Genomic DNA, 26,204 nt, shown 5'->3' with positions numbered 1-26,204 from the left:
GCCGACGTGTCCTGCAACTGCAGGTAGGCGATTGGGGAGTCTTTCAGGCATCGTTCGAGTCGATCGAGACTGTCGGTGTCTTCAGGGGCGCGTATGTCGCGCCCGGATAAACGCTCGCTGGGGGATCCTCAATCGTTCGCTTCCTTCTCGCAGCTAGCACCGTTCCCCTAGCTCCAGGGAGCTCCCGGGCCACGACCACTGCCTGTCCACGAAAGCTCTCTAGTGTCGTAACTACCTCTTGAAGGTGCGAGTGATTCAGTAGACCCCGCGTCCGGAAACAGTGTTCCCTCACACTCCGGCCGCGGGGTTTGCGCGTTCCTGGTGCAAGTATGCGATCTCAGGGCCGGGCTCGTAGCGGCATTCTCCTTAGTGTCCGTCAAAGCACCCCCAGTCGAACGTTCTGTATCGCTGCTTCGTGCAGGTGTCTCGCAACGGACGAAGAGTGCACAAAGATATCGAGACACTGTTGCGAAGCGCTGGGGGGAATCGTCCTCTGCGGGATCCTGGGGGTCTTGAGCGGGGGAGAGGTGTCTCGTCCGCTGCCTTGCAACCTAAGGGTTGTAAGACTGTGCCAAGGCTCGTATGTGTGCCACCAAGAGAGGTTCGCCCGTGGGCGCGGTGCTGTTGACGAGACCCCGGAAGGGTTAGTCGTGGGCCATCAAGAAGATCCCGAAAACGATGAACGCTACACCGGGAAGGATCACAGCCTGGGGGGAGGTGGTGTTCTCCATCATTCGTCCTGCCCTGGGGTCGAGCTTCTTGTTCGTGCGAAAGATGAAAGCTCCCACCGGTTTATGAAAGACAACGAGTACGATGCCCGTGATCAGGAAGAATAGACCGTCCAGGATATTGACCATAAGTTCCAACGCTATCTGTCGTCATAGCCCCTAATCGGGTGGCACACCCTTCCCTAGTGTTCTAGGACGAAGATGATTGTGAGTCCGGCTGCGATCATCGCTATACCGAAGAAGATGGCGTAGATCCGGAAATAGATCGGATCAGTGTCCGCGAAGCGGGGGTGTAGTTGGGTGGCGTCGCTGGCTCTGCGGTGCGCTGCGAGGATGCCGATTCCTGCTCCGACGCAAACCATGCCGATGATCAATGTCTACATCTGGTGAAGCTCTCTGGTTCCTTTGGCACAGCGGGTCCCGGGGTGGGCCGGAGTCGTGGTGTGTGGAGGTGTCTCATCGACCGATCACACCGTAGACGGCTAGGACGTCGCCGAAGACTATGAAGGCCACGCCAGTGATGGCGACAGTGCTCGGTGTGGTTCGTCGTCCGAGGGACGTTCCACGAGTGCCGTAGATCTTTTCATTGATAGACACCATTGCCCTACGGACGGGGCGTTTGTACATGATGAGGAGGCACCCGATGATGATCGGGAGTGGGGCGGCCAACAGTGCCGGTAGGTACATGTCCCATCGTTTCCTTAGCGGATCTCTTGGGTTCTGAACTCCCTTGGGGTTCTCATTCCGCGCCGGAAACCAGAACCCCAAGGAGCCCGTGTGTGTGGGGGGGGGGGGGGGTCTTTAGATGGCCGCTGGTGCGTCCCACTCGGGGCGACGCTTTTCTGGCTTCGATCCTCGGGCGAGCAGGATCAAGACGATGATCCAGCCGATGACTGGGATGAACCAGAGGAAGAAGATCGGTCCGGGGAGTCCGGTGTCGTGGAACCTGCGCCAGGTCACCGCGAGTAAGGGCGAGATGGTGGCGGCCCAGATGAGGAAGTGCAGGATTGCAGCGATGGTGACGATGGTTCCTGCGGTGCCTTCGAACCAGATCTGGTAGGAGAACTGTGCGCTCCCGGCTGGATTAGAGGATTCAGTCACCACGTCGTCTGGGAACGCTGTTCCCACAATGACAGCGGTGACGACTCCTAACGCGAGGTGGGTGAGGAAGAGTATGAGCCAAGGCCACCAGAACTCGCCCCGGGTGGAGTACCCCTTGAACTGTGCATAATTCTTGAAGAACGAGCCGATCGAAGCTTGTGGTCCCACTGGTCTCGATTTCGGGGAGTCGGCTTCGTTAGGCGTGGTGCTCATCTGTGCTCCTAAAGTGAGTCGAGGGGTGCACGTCGGTTGGAAGCGGCATGGCTTCACGAGGTTCAGCGCACCTCTATGGGGTTGGTAGATAGGAGGGGTGCCCCACCAGCGCTCACGCGAAGGCAGGGCATCCCAAATTTAAAAAAAATTATCTATTTATACCGAAAACTATAAATGCAATCCCAAACCCAGCAGCGCCAATACCAAATAGTATGACGTTTATACGCTTGTGTCCTCGGGTTTCAAAATTATACCAGGATTTCATTTGTCTAGTCATCAAATTATATATTGGCCTGTTGAATACTATAAATATTACTGATACGCAAATTAGTAGTATTCCTATTATTGTCATGAAAATACCCTCAGTCATGGTTTAGTTTAACGAGAAGGCGTAGCCGCCGCCAGCGCTACACCCAACGCTTCCTCCCGCCTGACCGCCAAAGGAACCGCCGGCTCCGGTATCAGCGCTGTAAGTCCCTTGGGCGTAAGGTCCGACGCCTGCGACAGCGGCGCATCCAGCGCTTACCGTGCCACCCTCGGAGTACCCATTACCTGCGCCGGCGCGACCAGTGACGCCAGTCTCGGGGCCAACGCTTCCCCCGACGTAGAGACTACTGTCACCGCTGGAACTTTCTTGGTATGCAAGGCTCAGGCATACCCCGAAACAGGCCTCGATACCGGCTTCCATATAGGCTTCGAGTCCCAGTGGGTCCGCGTAGTTGATTGGGTTTCCCGCTGCGTAGAGATACTGGCTGCTCTCTGCGCCCGAGGGGTCAGGCTGGGTGAACCGGCCCGTGGTCGGGTCGTAGTAGCGGTGCCCCATCTTGTACAGCTCAGTTTCGAGGTCATACTGAGCCCCGGCGTAGCGGAAGATGTTCTCCTCCGCCGCGCCCTCCGTGGTTACTCGTTCCTGACCATAGGGGTCGTAGGAGTACCCGCCGGTCTTCTCGCCGTCTTCATCGAGGAGGACGACCACGCTTCCGAGGTGGTCGGTGACGTAGAAGGTGCGTTCACCCTCCTTAACACCAGTGTCAGCGTCCGTTTCTGTCGCAGCGATCAACCCGCCACCGCGTGGGTCCCGAGAGTACGTCACCCCAGCTTCTGGATCATCAGCGTCCGCGGTGCGGTGCAGTCCTAGGTCGGAGCGGTACTCCATCTGGTCCCCGTAGACCTTGCGGTTGTTGTTCGATTCACCGAAGATCTCCACCTCCGTGGTCTCTCCATCGAGGGTGAAGGACTGGGCATCCTGGCGCGCCCCATAGGTCGCTTCCAGCCCGGTGTTGGGGTTGGAGGTCACATTGCCAGCCTCGTCATGGGAGACGTCGTCCCCATCAATGGTGGCCAGCTGGTTATCCGCATCATAGGTGTAGCTGATATCTTCGCTGTCTCGTCCGGTGTCCCCGGTCGAGGAAGCTTCGGTGCGGTTGCCCGCCCCGTCGTAGGCGTACTCCCACGACGCATTGGACTCACCGTCAGCGTCGACTTCTTCTGCGGCGGTGAGCCGGTTCTGCGCGTCGTAGGTGTAAGTGGTCACAGCCTCCGTGGGGACGCCTTCTTCGACGTAGGAGGTCTTGGACTGAATCAGACCCCGATCGGTGCCATCAGCGTCGGCATAGGTGTACCCCACATCGAAGACCACCTCATCAGAGGCATCGGTGACCGTGATCCGTGTCGGCCGGGAGGAGGCGTCGTACTCGATCTCCTGGATCGCTCCACCAGGGAATACCTTCTCGGTGGGGTTGCCCTTGGAGTCATAGCTAAACGCCACACAATCTCCACCAGCAGAGGCCGGAGAATCGGCTGAGCAGGACTCATCCGAGGCTGCACCGGGCAAAGTCAGATACTGCATCTGCGCGGCCGCATCGAACGAGGACCGCTCCACACCGCTGATCGCGCTGGTGTCAGCAAACGAGGTAGTGGACCGCACAGGCAGACCCCGATCATCGACCCCATGGTTGCGGGTGAAGTTGTTCTCATCCTCGGCCCCAGTCTTCTCCGTGAAGGCCTCAGTGAGCGGGTCGCCATAGATCTCGGCGCCACCGGTGCGTTTGGTGAGGTAGAAGTCTCCCCAGCCGCTGTCTTCCCAGACAAACGGGGCGGCCTGCTCGAGACGATCATGAACCGTATCGAGTACCACCGTCTCATCTCCATCGGAGAGGGTCACGGGTCCGAAGTTCTGCCCCACGTAGTACTGATAGGTGCTCTCAGTCCCATCGGGGCCGACCACACTGGTGGGTCGGCTGATCGAGTCATAGCTGATCGTGGTGACACCGAGTGAGGGCTGATCGATCTCGATGAGATCCCCGTCATCGGAGTAGGTGAAGCTGGTGGTCTCACCGTTGGCGTTGGTCGCCGTGCAGGTGAACCCGGCAAACCCGTTACACACACTGCGGTCTGCGTCCTCACGGGTATAGGAGAACCCTTCAACTCCGCCGGATTCGTTGGTGACTCCCACCAGGTTCCCGGCGGAGTCGTAGTCGTAGGTGGCTTCGTTGCCTTCGGCGTCTTCGGAGCATTTCACCTGATACGGGGTGCCAGAGCCCCCGTTATCGCAGGCATCACCGACCTGATAGCTGGCTGAGGCAGCAGCACCAGTGGGCAGAGAGATGCCGGTGCGGTTTCCGGCCTCGTCGTATTCGTATTCGGTGAGGTCTCCGGCTGGTCCGCCGCCGGTGGCGCCACTGGTCGAGGAGGTGGCGTCGCTGTTGGCGTTCCACTCCTGGGATCGCTCACGCCCCAACTGATCCGTCGCCGAAATCTGTCGGCCCTGGTCATCGAGCTCAATGGTGGACTCATTGCCCGCCCGGTCAGTCACCACGGCTTCACCGTCGCCGTAGGAGAAGGACTCGGTGCGTTCTTCCGCACCCAAAGTGCCCTCGGCATCGAGGACGTAGTACCGCTGGTAGGTCATCTCCGAGACCCGGTCATCGGAGTCGTAGGCGACCTCGAGTCCGATCTCGGAGCCGGTGTGGTTGAACTCCGCGCGCAGCTCAGTGAGCAGGTCATCACTGTTGTAGGTGTAGTTGATCTTCTGCAGCGTCTCAGCATCAGACCCGCTGCCCCGGATATAGGCGGCTGATTCGAGCATGTCGTCGTCATTCTGGGTGTAGACGATCCGGCGCTGCTCGTCAGGGAGGATATAGGTGATGGTGTCGGCGTCATCGTCGTATTCGACCGTGGTGACGCGCCCGGCGGGGTCTTCGACTTCGGTGACCCGACGGTTCTCGTAGGAGTAGCTCATCCCGACCCCGTTACGGTCAGTGGACTCCAACAGATACCCGCCGGAGTTGAAATGCATCTGCTGACCGGTCCGGTTGTAGTCAATGAGGAACCCGTTGTCATCGGTACGTTCGAGGGTGACATTGAGCCCATCCGGGGCCACCCGGTTCCCGTCGTCATCGGGGGTGAAGTACTGGTTGAACCCGGACCCGTCCCGGAACCTCAGGTCCCCATCGGTGAACCGCACCCCAGTATCTTGGCCGATTCCTGAACGCCAAGTACCGCCGAGGGAGCCTGAGGTGGTGTCTCGGGAGTTGTAGTGATCGGTATACATCGCCGGTACCCCAGCAGAAGACAGTTCCGTCTGGGTGGCTCCGATGACCAGGTTGCCGGTGGCCAGGTTCACCCCGGCGGTGGTGTTGGAGAACAACTCCACGGTGTGCATCGAGTAATACGGCAGCACTCCGAGCATCTCGGAGACCTCCACATCAGCCGCCACCGCATCATCCTCGGCCTGAGCCTCACGGCGCTGGAACTGTTCGATATCTTCCTCTGATTCCTGCTCACCCCACTCGCCCTCGGGCTCTTGCTGCTCAAAGTCTCGATTGACCTCCTCTGGGGCCTCCCAGATCTCAAGATCCTCATATTCCTGGGCAGTGCGGTCGACCTCTTCGCGCACCTGCTGGTCTTGTGCTTCCTGTTCAGGGGAAGCCTCCTGCGTGGCGAACGCGGGGGTGAGTCCGCCGAAGGTGGCCAGCACAGCAGCGGAAAGAGAAAACCCCACGATCCGCTTCGCCACTGAAGGACGAGACGCACCACGGGGTGAGGGGGGCAATGAAGGAGAAGCGGTCGAGGGCGGCGTAGGCGGGCGTGCAGTACTCAAGGGCGACTCAATTCAATAGTCATGTAGATAAAAGCATGTATATACCAAAGTAACTATCCACTTAAGGCCACGTGAGTAGCACTCTAATATAAGATGGTTACAAGATAAAACTATCCTGAGTAAAAAACCTTAGTCAAGGGGTGCAAAGACTCGAATCATGTGGGGTCCAGTCGTATCCCACTCGGCGCAGAGGCGCTGACCTGCTGTGATGCTTGCGAGTGTGTGAGGTCGTCCGCGTGATCGGGTGAGATGGACGCCGTCATTGTTCGACGATTGCGGTCAAGCGTTGTGTCGCCTAAGGCATGGGCCCAGGCGCAAAAGTGTGGGTTCAGGGTGCGCGCTGACGTCCTGGGAGACGTCCTCTTGGCTCTATTGGACTAATCAGTGACATCGGCTGGTCTAATATCAGAAGACTAGTAAGGCCTCAGATTTAGGTCGCAAGGAAGCGCGCCTGGGACCGCCAGCGAGCCCATCGAGGACGGAGACGCTATCAACCTGCGCCAGTTTCGGTACTTTCTCGCTGTGGTGGACCAAGGGGGAGTGCATCGGGCCGCAGACTCACTGGCAGTCGCCCAGCCATCAGTGTCGCAAGCTCTGCGCAGCCTCGAGCAGGACCTGGGAACCAGCCTGTTTAATCGGACGGGGCGGACCCTCACCCTTACTGCCGCCGGTGAAGCCATCATCCCCGCCCTGCGTGAGGTCATGCATGGTGTAGATCTGGCACGGTCGCTGGTTGACGCGGTCGAGGGGCTCCAGGGTGGCCGACTGGTGATCAGTTCGACGCCCTCCCAGGCGGCCAGTCCGCTGGCTCCGCTGGTAGGTCGTTTTCTGAAGAAGCATCCCGGGGTGCAGATCGTCGTCAAGTCTGCCGCCAGCCGGGGGGATGTCATCGCGTCTCTTCGGGAAGGTGGATCTGAGCTTGGACTGATGGCGCGGTCCACGAGCGATGCTCCACCGATGGACCTCGCGATCCAGCCCCTCGAGGTTCAGAACTACCTCTGCGTCGCCAAAGACCCGCAAGAACTTCCTTCAGGAGGGGAGCTCCTGCCCCCGGAAGCGCTCTTCGGGGCACGCCTGATAGTGGGCCAACCTGGAACCGGGGTCCGCCGCGCAGCCGATCTTGTCCTTGCCGGAGCGCCCGGCAGCAGAATCGCCGTCGAGATTGAAAGTCGAGAAGCCCTCCTCCCTCTTGTCCTCGCCGGGGCAGGGATTGCGGTAGTAGCTGATGGCTTCCGTGCGGCGGCCGAAGCCTCAGGGCTGACCGTCAGAGCGCTAGACCTGCCGGAATCTCTCGCCGTTGACCTCACGCACCGCCCTGGCCCGGTGAGCCCTGCAGCCAGAGAATTCCTCTCTCTTGCCCGTGACTGGTCCTCCAAGCCCACTCCGCGAAATCAAGGCTGATAGGAATCGCCTATCACCATGACCACTTCTTAGTCTTGGACACTATGGCCGCTCATGTTGTGTGATGTAGCTCATGCTGAATACCAGTTGTGCATCCGAACAACGTCCTACGGCATCAACGACGAGCCGTTCGACCCGACGACCCAAGAGGACCAAACCATGAACGAGCAGGCGCCACGAGGCACAACCCACGAAGGACCTCCTGACCGGTCGGGCGAGCCGGGACCTGCGCGGCCACCAGCGAAAACCTGGGCCTTCCGCGGCCTTGGGGTCATCCTCGCCGTCTTGGTCTGGGCACTCCTGGGTGCCGCGGAGATGTCAGCGGATGCCCGCCTGGTCGCTGGAGTAGTGGTCCTTATGGCCGTGTGGTGGATGACCGAAGCCATGCCGCTCTCGGTGACGTCGCTGCTGCCGATCGTGCTGCTGCCGGTGCTGACCGCGCTCGAGATCGGTGAGGTGACTGCCCCCTACGCGAATCCGATCGTTTTCCTCTTCCTGGGCGGCTTCCTGATCGCTATCGCCATGCAGAAGTGGAACCTTCATCGACGCATTGCGCTGCTCACTCTGCAACGAGTGGGAACCCATCCACGCCGGATCATTCTCGGCATGATGATCGCCACCGCGTTCCTCTCCATGTGGGTCTCCAACACCGCGACCACTCTCATGATGCTGCCGATCGGGCTCAGCGTGCTGACCCTCGTGGTGGAGAACAGCCGCGACACGGGCACCCGCGCTGAGACTCAGTCAATGAGCGAGGACATCCGCTCGGGCAAGGCCATCAGCGACGTCATTGAGAATCGCGAGGTGCGGATCTTCGGCGTCGCACTGGTGCTGTCAATCGCTTGGGCGGCGACCATCGGCGGACTCGGCACCCTGCTGGGTTCCCCGCCCAATGCCATCGTGGCCGGCTACATCAGCGATGAACTTGATCAGACGGTCGGATTTGCCCAATGGATGATCCTCGGGGTCCCGATCGTGATCGTCTTCATCGGTCTCTCCTGGCTGCTGATCACTCGAGTTATGTTCCGCTTCCAGCTCGACGAGATCCCAGGTGGCAAGAAGCTCATCGACCAGGAGATCGCTGGTCTCGGGAAGATGAGTCAGGGCGAGAAGGTGGTCCTGGGTGTCTTCATCCTCGCCGCGTTCTGCTGGATCGTGCCCGGGGTGCTCTCCGGCATCGACGGCGTCGGTGAACAGCTGCCCTGGCTGGAGCTTTTCGATGACACCGTGATCGCCATCGGCGCCGGTGTGCTCCTCTTCCTCATCCCGGGTGATAAGCGGGGCAACATGACCCTGCAGTGGAAGGACGCAGAAGAGGGCCTCCCCTGGGGTGTGCTGCTGCTCTTCGGCGGCGGCCTCTCACTCGCTGCAGCCGTTGCCAGCACTGGTCTCGACGCTTGGTTCGGTGAACAGGTCAGCGGCCTTGGAGCCCTGCCCATCGTGTTGCTGCTGGCGGTGGTGGTGGCGATCGTGTTGCTGCTGACCGAGGTCACCAGCAACACTGCCACAGCCGCGACCTTCATCCCGATCCTCGGCGGCGTCGCAGTCGGCATCGGCGTGGACCCGATCACGCTGCTCATTCCGGCGGCACTCGCCGCGACCTGTGCGTTCATGCTTCCAGTCGGCACCCCGCCCAATGCCATCGTCTACGCCACTGGATACGTCAAGATCACCGAGATGGTCCGCGGTGGCATTGTGCTCAACGTGGTGGGCGTCATCCTGATCACGATATTCACAGTGCTTCTCGGCCCGCTGGCCTTCGACATGGTCTTCTGAACACAGAGGTGAGAAGAGGTGGCCCTGGTGGGGTGGGCACAAGGAGGCCATGATCGGGTGAGGACGGACCAGGCCCTGGAAGTGAGTCGCTCCACGGTCGTCGCAGAAGCGCTGATGACCACTCCTGGTGGGGGCTAACGAAACCCTTCGGTCCGCCGACAGTGTGTCCTGAAAGGACGTGCTGATGATCGTCGTGACCCGGCTCAACGGATCCCGCTTCGCGGTGAACCCCGATCTGCTCGAGCGCATCCAGGAGCACCCGGACACGGTGCTGCTGATGGTCAACGGTGCCCGGTATGTGGTGCGTGAGCCGATGAATGACGTCATAGGTCTGATCGTCGGCTTCCGCGCTCGTGTGGTCGCGGCCGCGTCCACCAGCGCTTCGTCCGCATCATCCCACCTGCCCGCTGAGCCCCCACCCAGGATGGTCTGATGGATCCCGCAACTCTGCTCGGACTGCTCCTTGCCTTCGGCGCCATGTTCGCGATGCTCTTTCTCGAGGGCGCGCATGTGAGCTCCATCTTGCTGCCGGCGCCGATGATTCTGGTCTTCTTCGGCACCATCGCCGTCGCGGTGGCCGGTGGCACGCTCAAAGACGCGCTCCTGGCGGTCAAGGCGCTGCCCAAGGCCTTCACCGGCCGGGTCGCCGCAGCCGAGGATCGCATCGACCGGCTGGTCTCGCTCGCTGAGATCGCGCGCAGCGACGGTCTGCTCGCTCTGGAGGCCGAGGCGCAGCTGGAGGAGGACCCGTTCCTCGCCCGTGGCCTGCAGTCCCTGGCCGACGGCGTGGACGGCGACTCGCTGCGTCAGCAGCTCGAGGACGATATCGCGACCAAGGACGCCGCCTCCCAGGTGGCCTCGCGGTTCTTCGCTTCCATGGGTGGCTACGCGCCCACGGTGGGCATCATCGGCACCGTGGTCTCGCTGACCCACGTGCTGGAGAACCTGTCCGAACCTGATGAGCTCGGGCATATGATCGCCGCCGCGTTCGTCGCCACGCTCTGGGGACTGGTCTCGGCGAACTTCATCTGGCTTCCGATCGGCGCACGACTGGGTCGCCTGGCGCAGCTGGAGCAGGAACGCATGGAGCTGACCATGGAGGGCCTGCTCGCGATCCAGGACGGCAGTCAGCCGATCCTGCTCGGTGAACGTCTGCGCGCCATGGTCCCCGCGCACGAGCTGCGTTCTGGGCCTGCGGCGTCGACCGCGCCGACGTCGGCGGACCTCAACGAGGCACTGTGAGTTCCCACGGATCGCCGATCCGACGGTCGTCGACTGCCCACGGCCAGGGTGGAACAGCGCGCGGTTCCCGACGTCGCGGACGCGGCTCCTCCGCCTCAGGTGGCTCGGGACACGGCGGCGGCGAGGAACGCTGGATGGCCTCCTATATGGACATGGTCACGGTGCTGATGTGTCTGTTCATCGTGCTCTACGCCATGTCCACCGTGGACCAGGACAAGTATGAACAGCTGCGAGACTCGCTGGCCACCGGATTCGGCACGGAGACCAGCGAGACCGTGGACACCGCCTCCGGGGTGGTCGTGCCCCCCGCTCTGGTCGATCAGGAGGGCCCCTCCTCCGAGCTCAGCCAGGCCGAGCAGGGGCTCATCGAGGACGCCACCGAGGACCGGGTCGCCCTCGCCCAGGCGGAGATCGAGGACCTCCGGGAGCTGCAGCGCGAGCTGGAGCAGCGGCTGGACGAGGCTGGACATGAGGGCAGCGCCGAATTCGTGCTCGACGAGCGCGGACTGACGGTGCGCCTGGTGGGCGCCGAGACCTTCTTCGACCCCAACAGCTCCACGCTCAACGAAGAGGGCCAGGAGGTCATCGATGCCATCGCGCCGGTGCTCGCGCCCACGCCACGGTTCTTCGAGGTCGGGGGTCATGCCGATGTGCGCCGGCCGGTGGAGCCCTATCCCACCAACTGGGAGCTCTCCGCCAGCCGTGCCACCGGAGTGCTCCGCGAACTGGTCGAGGTCGGCGGCGTCGACGCCAGCAAGATCATCTCCGTGGGTTACGGCGATGCCCATCCGGTGGACGACCGGCTGTGGCTGAACCGCCGGGTGGATGTCACGGTGCTCTCCGATGAGCCCGAACAGATCCGCGAGTTGCTTCCCGGCCTGGCTGAGGGTGCGGAGGAGGCCTAGGAGACTCGCGAGGCTCGGGAGGCTTAGGAGACTCGGGAGGCTGGGGTGAAAAATAGTCTCACTCATCCGCTAACCGGCAGGTCAGAGCCTCCGATAGTGGGCGACGTGTCCTCTACGCTTCTGCCGCTGTCGCATGATGTGGTGCCGGTGAGCGCCCCTGCCTCGGCGGATGAGCCGGTGCTCTACGACTTCCGCCGTCCCACCACGCTCTCCCGCGAACACGCGCGCACGCTGGAGCTCGCCTTCGAGACCTTCGCCCGCCAGTGGGGCACCCAGCTGACCGCGCGCGTTCGGGTGCTCTCCCAGGTCACACTGGAATCGGTGACCATGCAGACCTATGACGACTACGTCGCTCGGCTGCCTTCCGTCACCGCCATGGTGCTCTGCGGACTCGAGGGACACGACGCGCGGGCGGTCTTTCAGTTCCCGGCCGCCGGCGCGCTGAACTGGGTCTCCCATATCCTCGGCAGCCCGCACGCAGTGGACGTCGAGGAGCGCAAGTTCACCGGCATCGAGCAGACGCTGGTGCGCAACCTGGTCACCGAGACCCTCGAGGATCTGCACTACTCCCTCGGTGGGCTGCTCAAGAGTTCGGTCACCGTGGACACGATCCACTACAACGCCCAGTTCGCTCAGGCCGCCACCAAGCTGGACCTGATGCTGGTCGCCGCCTTCTCCATCCGCGTGGGGGAGCGCTCCGTGCCGGCCACCGTGGCGCTCCCGGGAGACGCGATCCTCCCGCAGCTGGGGGAGGAGAACCCGATCGACACCGGCGACCATACCGTGGAGCTGCTCCACGACCACGTGGTGCACGTTCCGATGGAGCTGGCGCTGAGCGTCAACGACGCCCAGATCACCCCCGAACAGATCCTGAACCTCTCGGTGGGCGACGTTCTGCGTCTGCCGCACCCTTCCCACCGTCCGCTGAACCTGACCGTAGATGGTCAGCGGCTGGGCACAGCAGCCGCTGGCTCCCATGCCGGGCGGATCGCCGCCGTCGTCGTCTCCACTGAGGAAAACACACTATGAGCTCGCCCCAGAAGACTGAGTCCGGCCACGCCGTGGACACCGAGATCCTGCATGCCTCCGCCGCGGAGGCGCTGTGCGCGGCGCTGCCGGTCAGCGTCGCCGTCACCGCCCGCCCGTGGCAGGACGAGACAGGCGCAGCGCCCGGCGATTCCGCGACTCCGGACCTCGCCGCGCTGGCTGGCGCCGGAGACCTCGTGGTGGCGGCCTTCGTCGGCGGCATCTCCGCCGACGTCGCCGTGCACGTGGACCCCGCGATCCTCGGTGACGCCGCTGACCTGGACCCGAAGCTCGTCTCCCTGGACGATGTGCTGCGCCCGGCCTTCGAGGCGGCCACCGGGGTCCTTGGCACGGGTGTGCTCTCCACGGTGCCCAGCAGTGCGGCGCCGGCGTTGCTGCAGGACAGTGACACGGCCCTCTTCCAGCTGGTCACCGACGATCGCGCCGTCGGCTGGTTCGCGCTGCGGCTGCGTGAACCTGCCTCCGCAGCCACCGCGAGTGGCGGCCGTGCCCCGAGCGGCGGCCGAGCCCCGGGCGGCAGCCAGACCCATGCCGCGCAGGGCACGACGACGACGGCACAGCACCCCGACCAGGGCGTCACCTCCCGGCTGAGTCGGCTCAACAACGTGCAGATGGCGCTGACCGTGGAGATCGGGCGCACCCGTGTCTCGGTCCGCGACGTGCTGGCCATGGAGCCTGGCGCGGTCATCGAGCTGGATCGCAATGCAGGAGCCCCGGCCGACGTGCGACTCAACGGCCGTCTCATCGCCCAGGGCGAGGTGGTGGTGATGGACCAGGACTACGGCGTGCGCATCACCAAGATCCTGGACTCTGCGGAAGGCCTCGCCTGAGTGGACGGCTTCTTCCTGATCCTCCGGGTCGCGGTGTCCCTGGCCGCCGTCCTGGGGCTCATCTGGTTCATCAATCGCCGCTGGTCGGGTCGGGCCACCTCGGCGTCCGCGCATGCGGTCACGATGATCGGACGCCAGGCTCTGGGGCAGAAGTCCTCGGTGGCAGTGGTGGACATCGATGATCGCCGCTACGTCCTCGGGGTCGCCGAGCAGAGCGTCACCCTCTTGGAGAGCTACCCGGCTCCCGACCCTCCGGAGGTGTCTCCGGCTTCTTCCTCCGGACGCCACTCGGTGGTGAGTCGCGGCTTCGAGCAGAAACTGCGTTCCGCCGTCGCGCTCGCCCAGGGCAGGACCGGTCATGACCGTATCGGCAGCCAGGCCTCTCCAGACGGCCGGGTCTCGTCCCGCAACCAGGATCCGCACCAGGACCCGACGCAGTGAACGCCGCCGCGCACACCAGCGTCATCACACCGGGCCCTGCGCCGGCCCCCGCATCAGCACGGGGGCCCGAGCTGCGACGGCTCAGCCGGAAGGTGCTGCTGGTCCTGATCCTGGTCCTCGCGGTGGCGGCCTCGCTGTGGCTCTCCGCCGGATCGGTCTCGGCCACCCCGGTGGAGCCTCCGGAGCAGCCGGCGCCCGGGGAGCCGGCCCCCGCTCCCGGTGATGACGGCGGCGAAGGCGGCGGCGGCGCCGGAGGTGGGGAAGACGAGGGCGGCGAAGGCGGCGGGGGTCTCTCCGTGGACATCAACGGTCCGGACGGGACGCCCAGCTCCGCGGTGGTCACGCTCATCGCGATCACCTTGCTCTCGGTGGCTCCGGCGCTGCTGCTGATGATGAGCTCCTTCACCAAGATCTTCGTGGTGCTCGCGCTCACCCGCAATGCGCTCTCGCTGCCGTCGATCCCGCCGAACCAGGTGCTGGCCGGGCTGGCGCTGTTCCTCTCGCTGTTCATCATGTCCCCGGTGCTCAGCGAGATCAACGAGCTTGCAGTGCAGCCCTATACCGACGGCGGACTGACCTTCACCGAGGCGCTGGAGGCCGGCTCGGAGCCGCTGCGCCAGTTCATGCTCGCGCACACCCGTGAAGAGGACATCGCGCTGATGACCCGGGCCGCTGACCTGGAGAACCCCGGCTCCCCGGAGGACGTGGCGCTGACCACCCTGATTCCCTCGTTCATGATCTCGGAGCTGCGCGCGGCGTTCATCATCGGCTTCGTGATCTTCGTGCCCTTCCTGGTCATCGACCTGGTCGTGGCCTCCGCGCTGATGTCCATGGGCATGATGATGCTGCCGCCGGTGATGATCTCGCTGCCGTTCAAGATCCTGCTCTTCATCCTCGTCGACGGGTGGGGACTCATCATCACCGCTCTGGTCGGCAGTTATTCGGGAGGTGGATAGGCGTGGATACCAATGCCGTGCTGGACATCGGGCTGGCCGGACTCGTGGTCGCCGCGAAGCTCTCGGCTCCGGTGCTGATCACCTCGCTGGTGGTCGGCTTCGCGATCTCGCTGTTCCAGTCGATGACGCAGATCCAGGAGATCACACTCTCCTTCGTGCCCAAGGCAGTCGCCGTCGCGATTGCGCTGGTGGTCTGCGGACACTGGATGATCTCTGAGATCGTGAGCTTCACCCATACCCTCTTCGATCGCATACCGGCCCTGCTCGGAGGCGGATGACGTGGAGTTCACCCTGCCGCTGACCTGGCTGGAGGCCACGATGCTGGCGGCCGTGCGCGTGACCGCCTTCATCGTCATCGCGCCTCCCTTCTCGCACGGCTCGGTGCCGATGCGCATCCGGGCGGCCATGGGAGCCGGGTTGGCGCTGGTGGTGGCCCCGCGCGCCGTCGCTGATTATGTGCCCTTGGACACCGGGGGCTTCATCGCCGCGCTGCTGCTGGAGATCCTGGCCGGAGCGGCGCTGGGCTTCCTGGTGATGCTGCTCTTCGCCGCCGTGCAGTCCGCCGGTGGACTCATCGACCTCTTCGGCGGCTTTCAGCTGGCCATGGCCTTCGACCCGGGATCCCAGATCAACGGCGCCCAGTTCACCCGGCTCTTCCACTTCGCGGCGATCGCGCTGCTCGTGGCCTCCGACGGCTACCAGCTGATCCTCGCCGGGCTCTTCCGATCCTTCGACGCGCTGCCACTCGGTGCTGAGATCAGCCTCGCCGCGCTCGCGGAGAACGCCGTCAGCGGCTTCACCGAGATGTTCATGGCCGCGGTGCAGATCGCCGGGCCGCTGCTGGTGGTGCTGTTCCTCGCCGACGCCGGACTGGGCCTGCTCACCCGCGTCGCCCCGGCGCTGAATGCCTTCTCGCTGGGCTTTCCGCTGAAGATCTTCCTCACCATGACCCTGGCCGGCACGGTGTTCGTGGTGCTGCCGGCGGCGGTCTCCACCCTTGTGCAGTCGGCCCTGCGGTCCTTCAGCGGGGTGATCTGATGTCCGAGCCCACCGGAGAACGGACCGAGAAGGCCACACCGCAGCGGATGAAGGAGGTCCGGGAGAAGGGCAAGCTCTCCCGCTCCCAGGACCTCACCGCCTGGCTGGGCATCGGCGCCGCGACGGCCGCGATGCCCTGGGTGCTCGACGCCGGTCGGGAGGCCGGCCAGGCGCAGCTCGGTGCGGTCCAAGCAGTCATCGACGCCCCCGATCCCTCCGTGGCGGTCACTGCGCTGGCTGAGGCGGGCGGCTCCATGGCGCTCACGCTGGGACCGATGCTGGGCGCCGTCGTCCTGGCCGTGCTGGCCGGCGCGGTGCTCCAGGGTGGGGTGACGTTCAAGAAGTTCGCGCTCAAGGGGGAGCACCTGGATCCGGTCAAGGGCCTCAAGCGCACCTTCGGCCTGCAGGCGCTGTGGCAGGGGCTCAAGGCGCTGCTCAAGACCCTGGTGGTCGGGCTGATGCTCTGGTACGTGATCCGCTCGCTGATGCCGCTGCTGCTCAACGCGGGTCTGCTGCCGGTCCCCTCCATGCTCAGCGCCGCCGGCAGCGGAACCGTCTCGCTGCTGCAGGCCTCGATCCTCGCCGGCGTCGGACTGGCCGTGATCGACCTGCTCGTGGTCTCGCGACGCAACCGCAAGCACACGCGGATGACCAAGCAGGAGGTCAAGGATGAGAACAAGAAGACCGACGGCGATCCGCTCGTGCGTCAGCATCGGCGCAGCCGCGCGCTGGAGATGAGCAGGAACCGGATGATCGCGGCCGTGGGGGAGTCCGACGTGATGCTGGTCAACCCCACCCACGTGGCCGTGGCGCTGTCCTACCAGCCGGGCTTCGCCGCGCCCAAAGTGGTGGCGCTGGGTACCGACAACATCGCGCTGCGTCTGCGTGAGGAGGCCGTGGCCAAACGGGTGCCGATGGTCCGCGATGTGGCCCTCACCCGCGCCCTGCACGCGCAATGCTCCCTTGGCGACGAGGTCCCGGTGGAGCTGTTCACCCAGGTGGCCCAGGTGCTCGCCTTCGTCATGCAGCTCAAGGAACGAGGCAACACCTCCGGGATCCACACCGTGCCCGCCCCCCGCCGTCAGCCCCCCGTCGGGACCAAGGAGAAGCGACCGTGAAGTTCAACAACCTCTCAAAGGTGGCCGTCCCGCTGGGGGTGGTCGCGATCGTGATGCTGCTGGTCGTGCCGGTCCCCGCCGGACTGCTCGACGTGTTGATCGCGGTCAACATCCTGCTCGCGATCCTGGTGCTGATGACCACTATGTTCGTGAAGAAGCCGCTGGACTTCTCCGTCTTCCCCTCGCTGCTGCTGGTGATGACGCTGCTCCGGCTCGGGCTCAACGTGGCGTCGACCCGCCTCGTGCTGGGCAACGGCTACGCCGGAGAGGTGATCGGGGCCTTCGGGAACATCGCCGTGGGAGGAAGCCTGATCATCGGCTGCGTGGTGTTCCTGATCCTGGTGGTGATCCAGTTCGTCGTCGTCACCAAGGGCGCCGAACGCGTCGCCGAGGTCGGGGCCCGCTTTACCCTGGATGCGATGCCCGGCAAGCAGATGGCCATCGACGCCGACCTCAACGCAGGCCAGCTCACCGACGCCCAGGCGCGGGAGCGGCGAGCAGAGGTCGCCGCCGAGGCTGACTTCTACGGGGCCATGGACGGAGCCTCGAAGTTCGTCAAGGGCGACGCCATCGCCGGCGTCGTGATCACCCTGATCAACCTCATCGGCGGCATTGCGATCGGGATGCTCTCTCAGGGGCTCGGCGCCGGGGACGCCGTCAACACCTATTCGCTGCTGACCATCGGCGATGGTCTGGCCACCATGATCCCCTCGCTGCTGATGGCAGTGTCCACCGGCATGATCGTGACCCGCTCCAATGCGGAATCCGATATGGGCTCCTCTGCCTCGAAGCAGCTGGCCCAGTCCCAGACGGCGCTGCTGGTGGCCGGGGCCGCCGCGATCGCCCTGGGACTGATCTCCGGGATGCCGAAGCTGCCCTTCATGGGGGTCGGGCTGGTGCTGATCATCGTGGCCTACCGGATGCGCGCCGGAGAGTCCGCCGAGGCCCGGCGCGCGGCCGAGCAGGAGGCGGAGCAGACCGCCCGTCCCGCGGAGACCACCGAGGACCTGATCGACCACATGCGAGTGCACACCCTGGAGATCCAGCTCTCCCCGGACGTGGTCGACATCGTCGGCGGTGGGGGCGATGACCTGCTCGCCCGGGTCAAGGCGCTGCGCAAACGGATCGCCCTGGAGCTCGGCATCCTGGTGCCCCCGGTGCGCACCCGGGACAGCGTGGAGCTGCCTCCGGCCAGCTACGCGATCCGCATCGCCGGGGTCGAGGTCGGCCGCGGGCAGATCCCGCGCGGGAAGATCCTCGCCCTGGGTGAGCAGCTGGGATCGCTGCCCGGCACCACCGTGGTGGAACCGGTGTTCGGGCTCTCCGGAAAGTGGGTACCCACCGAGCTGCGGCACAGCGCGGAGATGAGCGGCGCGATGACGATCGACCGGGTCTCGGTGGTGGTCACCCACCTGTCCACGCTGATCCAGCACAATGCCGCGCGACTGCTCACCCGCGAGGACGTGCGGGTACTCACCGACGCGGTCAAGGAGATCAACCCCTCCGCGGTGGAGGAGCTGGTCCCCTCGGTGCTCACGCTGGCCGAGGTGCAGCGGGTGCTGCAGGGGTTGTTGGAGGAGCAGGTGCCGATCAATGACCTGCAGCGCATCTACGAGGCGCTCGCCCTGCGCGGGAAGGTCTCCGGCGAGCCGGAGGGGCTGATCGAGGCGGCCCGCGCGGCGCTGGGACCGGCCATCGCGGCCAAGCATCTCCAGGAGGGCAGATTGCGAGTGATCATGATCGACCCGAGCCTGGAACACTCGATGCTCGAAGGACTGCGCACCGCCGACGGCGCGAGCCAGATCCTGCTGGACACCAGCCGCATCGAGGCGATCCACGCCTCGGTGAAGGAATCGCTGGCGGAGGCGGAGTCCCGGGGACAGAATCCGGTGCTGGTCTGCGCACCGGCGCTGCGCCCCGCGGTGCGGCGACTCGTCGCGCCCCAGGCCGGAGGGCTGCCGGTGCTCTCCTATCAGGAGGCGTCCTCGGGCGGAGCAGAGATCGAGACCGTGGGGGTGGTGCGTGGAACCGAACAGATACGTCCTTAAGGGCAGGTCCCTGGCCAAGCTGGGGGTGCAGGCGCTCGCCGACCACGGGCCCGAGGCGCGCATCGTCTCGGCCGAACGGGTGACCCGCGGAGGGATCGGCGGGTTCATGGCTCGCGAACACTTCGAGGTGGTGGTGGAGGTGCCGGCCCCGCGCGAACAGCACTCGCCCTCGCTGCCGCCGCCCCCCGAGGAGGATTCGCGGCGTCGTCGTCGGCTGCGCGAAGAGGCTCAGGACCGCCAGACGCGGGGGCAGCAGGCTCAGGGCCAGGCTCCGGGTCAGCAGACTCACTCGGAGGATCTCGATGAGGACTTCGCCCGGATGATGGACGAGCTGTGGCTGGCCTCCCGGAACCCGCCCGGTTCCCCCGCCAACCCGGCCGCCGAGGTCCGCGAAGAGACTGCGCCTGATCCGCTGACGGATTCCCGTCCCGCTGTCTGGTCCCCCATCCCGGATCCCGCTCCGATTGCCGGTGTCGGTGACCGTCCGGCCACGGTTCCGGTCCCGGCCGGGGCTCCCGCTGCCCAGGCCCCTGAGGTTCTGCGCGCCCCCGGGTCGCTGATCGTGCTGGCCTGTCTGGGCGCGGACGAGTCCGCTGCACTGGAGGCCATCGGTGGGGACCCAGGTCTGGAGGCCTGGGGAGATCCGGTGCTGCTCGCGGCCGCAGAGTATGCCGGTAAGCCGCTGCGGGAAGCCAAGCAGGTGCTGCGCGAGGCGCGGGCACGAGCCGTGGCACTCCAGGTGCCGGTGCTGGCGACCTGCCCCGTGCAGTTCCCTCGCCCGGAGCAGCGCAGCGGTGCCGAATCACCCGCCTTCCTCGAGGCGGACCAGCTCTGGGCGGTCGTGGATCTGCGCCGCAAGCCCGAGGACATCAGGCATTGGCTGGCAGCGCTGGAAGAGTCCCGCGCCATCGACGGACTGGTGCTGACCTGCGCCGATGAGACGCTGAGTCCTGAGACGGGACACCAGCTGGGCTGGCCCGTCTCCGTTAGGATGAACCAGTGCTAGTGCTCACACGCAAGGTCGGAGAACAGCTCCTCATCGGCGAGGACGTGGTGATCACGGTGCTGGAGGTCCGCGGCGACGGCATCAAGATTGGCATCGATGCTCCGCGCGACGTCAAGGTCCAGCGGCGCGAGGTGCTGCTCTCGGTCTCCGAGACCAACCTGGAGTCCGCCCGGGCCGCGAGCCCCGAGGCTGAGACCGCGCTGAAGGCGCTCTTCGGCGTGCAGGAACAGGGTGACCCTGCGCAGCCACGCGACACAGGGTCGGCCGCACCGCGGGAGTCAACAGAGACTGACGACTCAGGCCGCCCGCAGTAGCCTCAGCCCTCCACGCTGCTCGAGCCCGGCGGCATGGACCCGCCGAAGAGGGGCTCGAAGTTCGGCCGCTTCGCGTGGATCCCATCTCCGGAGGACCGTCCGCGCAGCCGCCGGACCACCCAGGGGAAGAGGTGGTGGCGAGCCCAGACCGCATCGTCCACGCGGGCGGCGCGCCAGGTGCGCTGCGGCACCGGACGCGGCTCGGAAGGTTCCAGATCATGCTTGACGTTCATGGTCTCCAAGACCATGCGCGCGATCGTGTGATGACCGAGCGCGGAGAAGTGCAGCCGGTCCTCGTCCCACATCTCCGGCCGGGTCAGCTCGCGCAGCGACCACATGTCAGCGACCAGGGCGTCATGGCGGGCCGCGATCGTGCGGATGTTCTCGTTGAAGATCGCGACCTTCCCACGGATCGAGCCCACCACCGGGGTCTCGCGCACATCGGGGCCGTTGAACAGCACGATGGTGGCGCCGGTGGTGCTCAGGATCTGCACCATGGTGTCGAGCACGCGTGCGATCTCGTCAGGGTCTCCGCCGGGGCGGATCACGTCATTGCCACCGGCGCACAGGGTGATCAGGTCAGGTCGCAGCTCCAGGGCGGGCGCGATCTGCTCGTCCCGGATCTGGGCGATCAGCTTTCCGCGCACCGCGAGATTCGCGTAGGAGAACTTCGGCGACGCCGCGGTGGTCGCGGCCCCCAGGGAGAGCTCCTCGGCCACACGATCGGCCCAGCCGCGGTGGTAGCCCGGGCGGGTCTCGTCGGGGTCACCGATGCCTTCGGTGAAGGAGTCGCCCAGGGCCACAAAGCGGGTCCAGGGGTGTCGCGGGTCAGCAGTGCCGCTCAGGGCCGCAGGGTTCGCATCTGCGGGGAGGGCTGGTGTCTCAAGGATGTCTTCGGGGGCGTTCTGGTCTTCACTCACCACTCCATTCTCGCGCAGAGGACCTGCTCGTGCATCCACCTGTGGGCTGATTAGAGTGGGACACGCACCCTTCCCGCCGCACTGCCCACACGCAAAGGTCGTTCCATGTCAGCACAGCCCCACGTCGTCTGGTCCCGCGAGCCGCAGGAACGCGCGGGCACCCCCCTGGTGGTGCTGCTGCACGGCTACGGATCTCACGAGCAGGACCTCATGGGCCTGGTCCCGGGACTGCCGGAAGAGTTCACCTATGCCTCCGTGCGCGCCCCCGTGAAGATGGAGTTCGGCGGCTACACCTGGTTCGATCTCGACGTGGAACGGCTGGCCTACTCCTCCTCCGCAGCCCGGGAGGCCGTGGAAGACCTCTGGGAGTGGATCGCCTCGATCAAGGACCAGCACAGTTCGGTCACCCTGCTGGGCTTCTCTATGGGCATGGCCATGGCGACCTCGCTGCTGCGCAGCCGCCCGGATCAGTTCGCCGCCGTCGTCGGGCTCTCCGGATTCGCTGTGGACCCGAGCCGCGGCGAGGGGATCGAGGACTACTTCGACGACGACGCCCTGGCCGCCGCGCAGATTCCGTTCTTTTGGGGGCGCGACCAGGAGGACCCGATCATCCCCGCCGAGCACGTGGAGTACACCCACGGCTGGGCCACCGAGACGGTGAAGCTCACGAAGGTGCTCTACGCCGGGGCCGGGCACGGGGTCGTCCCCCAGGAGATCGGGCACGTCGGCGAATTTCTCACCCACACGGTGATCAAGTCCCGCTGAGCACCCGGCGGTAGACCTCGGCGTGAGCTGCGGCGATCTCTGCACGCTGTCGTCTGCGCCAGGCCACCAGGGATTCCCCAGAGGCAGTCTGTCCTGCAGACTCCGCCGCGGCGCGTCGAGGCTGCTCGGCCGCAGCGCGGATGGCCTGCTGCAGGCTCGGCACATCGAGCGCACCGTCCTGCCGCCAGCGGTAGACATGGTCTGCCCCCTGGCTGCGGTAACACCCCACGTCGGGAGCGATCACCGGAGTGCCCAGGTCATGAGCCGCCTCCATCCACCCGGAATGTGTTCCGAACCGGTAGGGCAGCAGAGAGGCATGCAGGCTGGCGAGGTAGTCGAAGAGTTCGGGGTCGCTGAAGTAGTCGTGGACGCGCAGGTCCAGTCTGGAGCCTGCCTGAGCTCGCAGCCAGGCGGCCAGTTCGGCGTCGTGCCGGGTGCCGGTGTCCTCAAAGACGTCTCGGTGCACGTTCACCTGCAGCACGCCCCCGGGGATCTCTGTCACGGCACCGATCGCCGCCTGCAGCAGCGGGATGCCTGCCATATTGGCGCGCAGGCTCTTGAGGTGGACTCCCAGCCGGAACTCCCCGGTCGCACGCTGCCGCGCGTGCGCGTGGGCGTCCATGCGGTCGAGGTCCACCACGTGTGGGTGCGGGATCACCCGAGGCCGGACTCCCCAGCGAGCCTCGATCTCTGCGGCCGCCTGCTGGCTCAAGGTGATGACGGCCTTCGCGCGAGTGACCAGCACCTCCAGCTGGGACTCGTGAAGGCCTGAGTCCTCATGATGGGGGTTCCACAGATCATGCACCGTGTACACCAGCGGCGCCCCCTTCGCATCAAGCGCGTCGGCCACTGAGCTGAGCTGCGCGGGAGTCTGCGCGTCGAAGCCGAAATGCACGTGCATCAGGTCAAAGTCGTGCGTCGTGATCCATTCCGGATCAAGCATCGCCGGGGGCCACCACGGAGCCCCGGTGGGGGCATCTCGGCGCGCCGGCGGGGGATCCGGGAGACGCTGGACCGGGTCCTGGAGCGGAGCCGGGCTGCTCAGATGCCGGATGTAGACGTGGGAGGCGGGCACGGAGGCCACACGCAGAGCCATCGGGGGCGTCACCTTTCCTTCTGAGAGTCCTCGTGGGTTTCCTTCGGAAAGTCCTCGTGGGTCCGGGGTGCCTCGCCCGCCGCCCAGTCCCCATGGACCTGGTGCACCAGACCCATGCGCTCGAACTCCTGCAGCCAGCCCTCCATGGGCCAGTGCCCCCAGGTGTTCGCGAAGAGGCGGCCGTTGCGCAGGATGTCGTCCAGATGCTCCACGGGTGGGCGGGAGACCGGATGGTACTGGTGGTAGGCGCGTGCACCTCCGACCCAGGCCAGCTCGACCCCCGCGGCTCGGGCGCGCCAGGCGAAGTCGGTGTCCTCCGCGCCGTAGCCGGTATACGCCTCGTCGAACCCGCCGATCCGCTCCCAGACGGCCCGCCGGACCGCGAAGGACAGCGACCAGAACAAGGCATGCTCCCCGCCGAGCAGGATCTCCCCGGGGGCCGGGGCAGGACGGGCGGGGTGGGGGGCCGCCCACGCGGCGAACTGGGTGGCATCAGCGGCGTCGAGCTGCTCGGCCGAGAGCTCCGGCAGATACGCCACCGGCCCGCACAGCAGCTTCTCCGGGTACTGTGCCGCCGCCTCCAGGTAGGCGCCGACCAGCTCCGGGGCGGGGATGCAGTCCACATCGAGGAAGATGAGCAGGTCCTCCGGGTGAGGCAGAGAGTCCAGCGCCCGCTGCGCGCCACGGTTTCTCGCCTCGGCCAGCGGCAGCCTGCCCTGAGCGTCGGGGAGTTCGCAGACCTCGGTGGGCAGCGGGTGACCGTCGGGCAGCAGCGCATCCCCGTCGACCAGCACGGAGATCTCCGGGTCCGCCATCGCCACCACCTGATGACGCAGGGGCTGCTGGAGGCTCGCGGCGAGGCCGGAGCGCATGCGGCGCAGATGAGTGTGCCTGCCATGAACAGCGGTGATCACGACGGCGCGCGGCCGGATCTTCTTCATCGGCTGAGGTCCGCTCCGACGTCGGTCAGCTCCTGCAGCAGCGCGGCGAAGCGGTCTGCGGCGCCGCCGTCGCACCAGCTCGACCACTCCTCGCCGTCGAGCTGCAGGATCTGCGACACTGCCAGCTCCCACGCCGCATCGTCCTGGAGTGCGGGCATGCGCATCACCGGCCAGGGGCCGCGCTCAAGGGCTGAGAGCATATGTCGCTGCTCCTGGTGCGGCCGGTCCAGTGCCGTCACCAGGGCGGGCGTGCGGCTGGCCGCCACCTCGGCGATCGAGTTCTGCCCCGCCGCGGTGAGCACCAGATCGGCCCGCTGCAGATGGGTCCAGGGGTCGGCCTCCCAGGAGCCCGCGCCGCCGAGCACCGTCACCTGGGCGCTCGGGAGCAGACGCCGAACCTGTTCGATGCTGCCGGTCTCGACCGCGCCACCGCCACCGCCGCTGAGCACCACGACGCGCAGAGGTCGGGCCGGGGAGTCGGTGGAGGCTGTTGCTGAGCCGGTGTCGGCTTCTGCGGACCCCATGACCCCGTCCTCCGGGGTGAAGCGGGAGAGCCCGCCGAGTGCCTGGACGTCCTCGGCGCCGCGGAAGATGTCTGCGGCCGCCTGGGGCCACATGCCGACGACGCGCTCTGAGATCGCGTAGCCGAGCCGATGCGCCGGATCGGTGCGGTCCCCGGGAAGCGCCACGGTGACCACCGGAATCCCGTGCAACCGGGCCAGCAGGGCGATCTCGACCGAGACGTCCACCACGATCAGCTCCGGGCGTCTGGATTCCAGCCAGCTGGAGAGCTGTGCGCTGCGCCGGAGCAGGCCCGGATGGTGTCGGGGCACCCAATGCAGGGTTCCAGCGGCTGTGGGGTCGAGGCTCTGCTCGGCGGCTTCCCCAGCGGGCCCTTCCCCAGCGGGGTCGCTGGGCAGTGAGGTGTCGTCGCGGTCGAGCTGCACCCACGCGGCGTCAGGCCAGTCGGGTGGCTGCGGCAGCGAGGACAGTCCGGTGATGGGCAGGCCGTGGGCCGCCGCCGCCCGCGCGACCGCGGTGGCGCGGTGCAGGTGCCCGTGGCCCTGGTGGTGGATGTACCAGCCGATCATTGCGCCGGGGCAGTCTGCCGCCGGGAATTCTCCTCCGCCATTTCGGCGTAGACATTCTCGTACTCGGTCACCATGCGCTCGAGCGAGAGATGGTCCACCGCCCGCTGTCGCACGGCGGCGCGGTCGCGTTGGGAGGCGCGCGCGATCGCCTCGGCGAGTCCGGCGACCGAATCCTCCGAGGCCAGCGCACCTGAGGTCTCGGTGACGATCTCGACCAGTCCGCCGCGGCGGAACGCGGCCACCGGCGTTCCGCAGGACATCGCCTCGGCGGCCACCAGGCCGTAGGGCTCATCCCACTGGGAGCTCACGACCGCCACCGCGGCGGAGCCGACCAGCGTCACCAGCTCGGCGTGGCGCAGATGGCCCGCGTAGACGGCGTCGTCGCCTAGCCGGGGCTGCAGCTGCTCCTCGAAGTAGCTACGGTCCATGATCGGGCCCGCCAGGGTGATGCGGTGACCGGCGGCGCGTGCGGCGTCGATGGCCAGATGAGGGGCTTTCTCGGGGACGATGCGTCCGGTCCAGACGCAGTCGCTTCCACCGGGGCCGGCACTCCAGACATCGGTATCGACGCCGTTGGGGATCACCCCAGCGCTGACGGTGCTCGCCCAGGCCTCCGCGGTGGCCGAGCTGACGGCCATGAAGACTGCCGAGGGTGAGGTGTAGCGCATCGCTGATTCCAGCCAGGGTGTGGGCGGGGTGTGCAGGGTGGTCAGCACCGGTGCGGGCACCATCGAGGACAGCGCCAGCGGAAGGTGGTGCAGCGAGTTGTTGTGGATGACGTCGAAATCATCGGACTGTGCGAGTTTCAACATCAGGCCGAGGTAGGCGTGGTGCTGCTGCATCCAGTCGACGGGCATGGCGCCGACGTCGGAGCGCGCCGCCGCGGTGAGCTCCAGACGCTCCGGGATGAGCATCTCCGCCCCGAGGTCAGGGTCGCTGCCGCCTGCGGCGAAGAGGGTGACCGAATGTCCTCGGCTGATGAGCTTGCGTGCCACTGTGTAGGTGAAAGCCTCGAGTCCTCCGGCGAAGGGTTCCCGGATCGGGAACTGACTCGACGCAATGATGCAAATGCGCAACCGCACCCCTTGTTCACTGGGCGAGGCACCGGCCCCTGACGCTGGTTGA

At 65.8% G+C, this 26,204-nt stretch carries 24 protein-coding genes; 16 read left to right on the top strand and 8 right to left on the bottom strand.

Going from position 1 to position 26,204, the window contains the following annotated elements:
- Nucleotides 1–644 precede the first annotated feature (644 nt).
- The 3 genes from H4W26_RS05810 to H4W26_RS05800 form a co-directional block, all read right to left on the bottom strand.
- On the bottom strand, nt 645–857 hold the full coding sequence (locus tag H4W26_RS05810; RefSeq protein WP_192591158.1) for a hypothetical protein: 213 nt from the start codon (nt 855–857) through the stop codon (nt 645–647).
- Nucleotides 858–1,529: 672 nt separating this feature from the next.
- On the bottom strand, nt 1,530–2,042 hold the full coding sequence (locus H4W26_RS05805; RefSeq protein ID WP_192591157.1) for a DUF805 domain-containing protein: 513 nt from the start codon (nt 2,040–2,042) through the stop codon (nt 1,530–1,532).
- A gap of 373 nt (nt 2,043–2,415) precedes the next feature.
- Entirely contained in the window at nt 2,416–6,045 is a 3,630-nt protein-coding gene (locus H4W26_RS05800) for an RHS repeat-associated core domain-containing protein (protein WP_192591156.1), read from the bottom strand.
- Between the two features lie 570 nt (nt 6,046–6,615).
- Between H4W26_RS05800 and H4W26_RS05795 the strand changes: the two genes are divergently transcribed.
- The 15 genes from H4W26_RS05795 to csrA all read left to right on the top strand — a co-directional run bounded on the left by H4W26_RS05795 (nt 6,616) and on the right by csrA (nt 20,266).
- A complete protein-coding gene (locus H4W26_RS05795; RefSeq protein ID WP_318779844.1) occupies nt 6,616–7,545 on the top strand; it encodes a LysR family transcriptional regulator in 930 nt (309 codons plus the stop codon).
- A gap of 285 nt (nt 7,546–7,830) precedes the next feature.
- Nucleotides 7,831–9,321 carry an SLC13 family permease gene (locus H4W26_RS05790; RefSeq protein WP_264080820.1) on the top strand — a complete coding sequence of 497 codons (1,491 nt, stop codon included), beginning with the start codon at nt 7,831–7,833 and terminating at the stop codon, nt 9,319–9,321.
- Between the two features lie 184 nt (nt 9,322–9,505).
- Entirely contained in the window at nt 9,506–9,754 is a 249-nt protein-coding gene (locus tag H4W26_RS05785; RefSeq protein WP_192591154.1) for a flagellar FlbD family protein, read from the top strand.
- Nucleotides 9,754–10,563: a motility protein A gene (locus H4W26_RS05780; RefSeq protein WP_192591153.1), complete on the top strand. Its 810-nt coding sequence runs from the start codon at nt 9,754–9,756 to the stop codon at nt 10,561–10,563. Before H4W26_RS05785 ends, H4W26_RS05780 begins: the two co-directional genes overlap by 1 nt.
- Nucleotides 10,560–11,468, top strand: a complete 909-nt coding sequence (locus H4W26_RS05775; RefSeq protein WP_318779782.1) for an OmpA/MotB family protein — start codon at nt 10,560–10,562, stop codon at nt 11,466–11,468. Before H4W26_RS05780 ends, H4W26_RS05775 begins: the two co-directional genes overlap by 4 nt.
- Before the next feature lie 105 nt (nt 11,469–11,573).
- Nucleotides 11,574–12,497 carry a flagellar motor switch protein FliM gene (locus tag H4W26_RS05770; protein WP_318779781.1) on the top strand — a complete coding sequence of 308 codons (924 nt, stop codon included), beginning with the start codon at nt 11,574–11,576 and terminating at the stop codon, nt 12,495–12,497.
- Nucleotides 12,494–13,345, top strand: coding sequence for a flagellar motor switch protein FliN (gene fliN / locus H4W26_RS05765; RefSeq protein WP_192591152.1), 852 nt, complete (start codon nt 12,494–12,496; stop codon nt 13,343–13,345). The genes H4W26_RS05770 and fliN overlap by 4 nt, the downstream gene beginning before the upstream one ends.
- Nucleotides 13,346–13,786, top strand: coding sequence for a FliO/MopB family protein (locus tag H4W26_RS05760; RefSeq protein WP_192591151.1), 441 nt, complete (start codon nt 13,346–13,348; stop codon nt 13,784–13,786).
- On the top strand, nt 13,783–14,742 hold the full coding sequence (gene fliP / locus H4W26_RS05755) for a flagellar type III secretion system pore protein FliP (protein WP_449867026.1): 960 nt from the start codon (nt 13,783–13,785) through the stop codon (nt 14,740–14,742). The genes H4W26_RS05760 and fliP overlap by 4 nt, the downstream gene beginning before the upstream one ends.
- A 2-nt stretch (nt 14,743–14,744) precedes the next feature.
- A complete protein-coding gene (gene fliQ / locus H4W26_RS05750; RefSeq protein WP_192591150.1) occupies nt 14,745–15,020 on the top strand; it encodes a flagellar biosynthesis protein FliQ in 276 nt (91 codons plus the stop codon).
- A 1-nt stretch (nt 15,021) separates the two neighbouring features.
- The gene (locus tag H4W26_RS05745) at nt 15,022–15,780 is read left to right on the top strand and encodes a flagellar biosynthetic protein FliR (RefSeq protein ID WP_378626025.1); all 759 of its coding nucleotides are present in this window, start codon (nt 15,022–15,024) and stop codon (nt 15,778–15,780) included.
- Nucleotides 15,780–16,898: an EscU/YscU/HrcU family type III secretion system export apparatus switch protein gene (locus H4W26_RS05740; RefSeq protein WP_192591149.1), complete on the top strand. Its 1,119-nt coding sequence runs from the start codon at nt 15,780–15,782 to the stop codon at nt 16,896–16,898. Before H4W26_RS05745 ends, H4W26_RS05740 begins: the two co-directional genes overlap by 1 nt.
- Nucleotides 16,899–16,951: 53 nt before the next feature.
- A complete protein-coding gene (locus H4W26_RS05735) occupies nt 16,952–18,946 on the top strand; it encodes a flagellar biosynthesis protein FlhA (protein WP_264080840.1) in 1,995 nt (664 codons plus the stop codon).
- On the top strand, nt 18,921–19,952 hold the full coding sequence (locus H4W26_RS05730) for a hypothetical protein (protein WP_192591147.1): 1,032 nt from the start codon (nt 18,921–18,923) through the stop codon (nt 19,950–19,952). The genes H4W26_RS05735 and H4W26_RS05730 overlap by 26 nt, the downstream gene beginning before the upstream one ends.
- Nucleotides 19,946–20,266, top strand: a complete 321-nt coding sequence (gene csrA / locus H4W26_RS14000; protein ID WP_192591146.1) for a carbon storage regulator CsrA — start codon at nt 19,946–19,948, stop codon at nt 20,264–20,266. The genes H4W26_RS05730 and csrA overlap by 7 nt, the downstream gene beginning before the upstream one ends.
- Before the next feature lie 2 nt (nt 20,267–20,268).
- Here the strand turns inward: csrA and H4W26_RS05720 are convergent, their stop codons facing one another.
- Nucleotides 20,269–21,111, bottom strand: a complete 843-nt coding sequence (locus H4W26_RS05720) for an SGNH/GDSL hydrolase family protein (RefSeq protein ID WP_225939863.1) — start codon at nt 21,109–21,111, stop codon at nt 20,269–20,271.
- A gap of 180 nt (nt 21,112–21,291) precedes the next feature.
- On the opposite strand from H4W26_RS05720, the gene H4W26_RS05715 reads away from it, so the two are divergent.
- Nucleotides 21,292–21,951 (top strand): alpha/beta hydrolase, encoded by a 660-nt coding sequence (locus tag H4W26_RS05715; RefSeq protein ID WP_192591145.1) that lies wholly within the window; start codon nt 21,292–21,294, stop codon nt 21,949–21,951.
- Here the strand turns inward: H4W26_RS05715 and H4W26_RS05710 are convergent.
- From H4W26_RS05710 to H4W26_RS05695, 4 genes are read right to left on the bottom strand one after another with little or no spacing between them, the layout of a single operon-like run.
- Entirely contained in the window at nt 21,938–23,047 is a 1,110-nt protein-coding gene (locus tag H4W26_RS05710; protein WP_192591144.1) for a glycosyltransferase, read from the bottom strand. The two genes, H4W26_RS05715 and H4W26_RS05710, sit on opposite strands and share 14 nt — an antisense overlap.
- An 8-nt stretch (nt 23,048–23,055) precedes the next feature.
- Complete coding sequence (locus tag H4W26_RS05705; RefSeq protein ID WP_192591143.1) at nt 23,056–23,988, bottom strand: glycosyltransferase family 2 protein; 933 nt, start codon at nt 23,986–23,988, stop codon at nt 23,056–23,058.
- Nucleotides 23,985–25,079: a glycosyl transferase gene (locus tag H4W26_RS05700; protein ID WP_192591142.1), complete on the bottom strand. Its 1,095-nt coding sequence runs from the start codon at nt 25,077–25,079 to the stop codon at nt 23,985–23,987. Before H4W26_RS05700 ends, H4W26_RS05705 begins: the two co-directional genes overlap by 4 nt.
- Nucleotides 25,076–26,161, bottom strand: a complete 1,086-nt coding sequence (locus H4W26_RS05695; protein ID WP_192591141.1) for a glycosyltransferase family 4 protein — start codon at nt 26,159–26,161, stop codon at nt 25,076–25,078. Before H4W26_RS05695 ends, H4W26_RS05700 begins: the two co-directional genes overlap by 4 nt.
- Nucleotides 26,162–26,204 lie beyond the last annotated feature (43 nt).

The organism is Nesterenkonia halotolerans (assembly GCF_014874065.1).
GTDB lineage: Bacteria > Actinomycetota > Actinomycetes > Actinomycetales > Micrococcaceae > Nesterenkonia > Nesterenkonia halotolerans.
Note: the sequence above shows the minus strand (reverse complement) of the source record. Positions and strands in the feature narration are given on the sequence as shown.

Bases quoted from the DNA above. Each gene is read 5' to 3' on its own strand.
- H4W26_RS05810 (WP_192591158.1), bottom strand. From the start codon at position 857: ATGGTCAATATCCTGGACGGTCTATTCTTCCTGATCACGGGCATCGTA.
- H4W26_RS05805 (WP_192591157.1), bottom strand. From the start codon at position 2,042: ATGAGCACCACGCCTAACGAAGCCGACTCCCCGAAATCGAGACCAGTG.
- H4W26_RS05785 (WP_192591154.1), top strand. From the start codon at position 9,506: ATGATCGTCGTGACCCGGCTCAACGGATCCCGCTTCGCGGTGAACCCC.
- H4W26_RS05780 (WP_192591153.1), top strand. From the start codon at position 9,754: ATGGATCCCGCAACTCTGCTCGGACTGCTCCTTGCCTTCGGCGCCATG.
- fliN (WP_192591152.1), top strand. From the start codon at position 12,494: ATGAGCTCGCCCCAGAAGACTGAGTCCGGCCACGCCGTGGACACCGAG.
- H4W26_RS05740 (WP_192591149.1), top strand. From the start codon at position 15,780: ATGTCCGAGCCCACCGGAGAACGGACCGAGAAGGCCACACCGCAGCGG.
- H4W26_RS05735 (WP_264080840.1), top strand. From the start codon at position 16,952: ATGCTGCTGGTCGTGCCGGTCCCCGCCGGACTGCTCGACGTGTTGATC.
- H4W26_RS05715 (WP_192591145.1), top strand. From the start codon at position 21,292: ATGTCAGCACAGCCCCACGTCGTCTGGTCCCGCGAGCCGCAGGAACGC.
- H4W26_RS05710 (WP_192591144.1), bottom strand. From the start codon at position 23,047: ATGGCTCTGCGTGTGGCCTCCGTGCCCGCCTCCCACGTCTACATCCGG.
- H4W26_RS05705 (WP_192591143.1), bottom strand. From the start codon at position 23,988: ATGAAGAAGATCCGGCCGCGCGCCGTCGTGATCACCGCTGTTCATGGC.
- H4W26_RS05700 (WP_192591142.1), bottom strand. From the start codon at position 25,079: ATGATCGGCTGGTACATCCACCACCAGGGCCACGGGCACCTGCACCGC.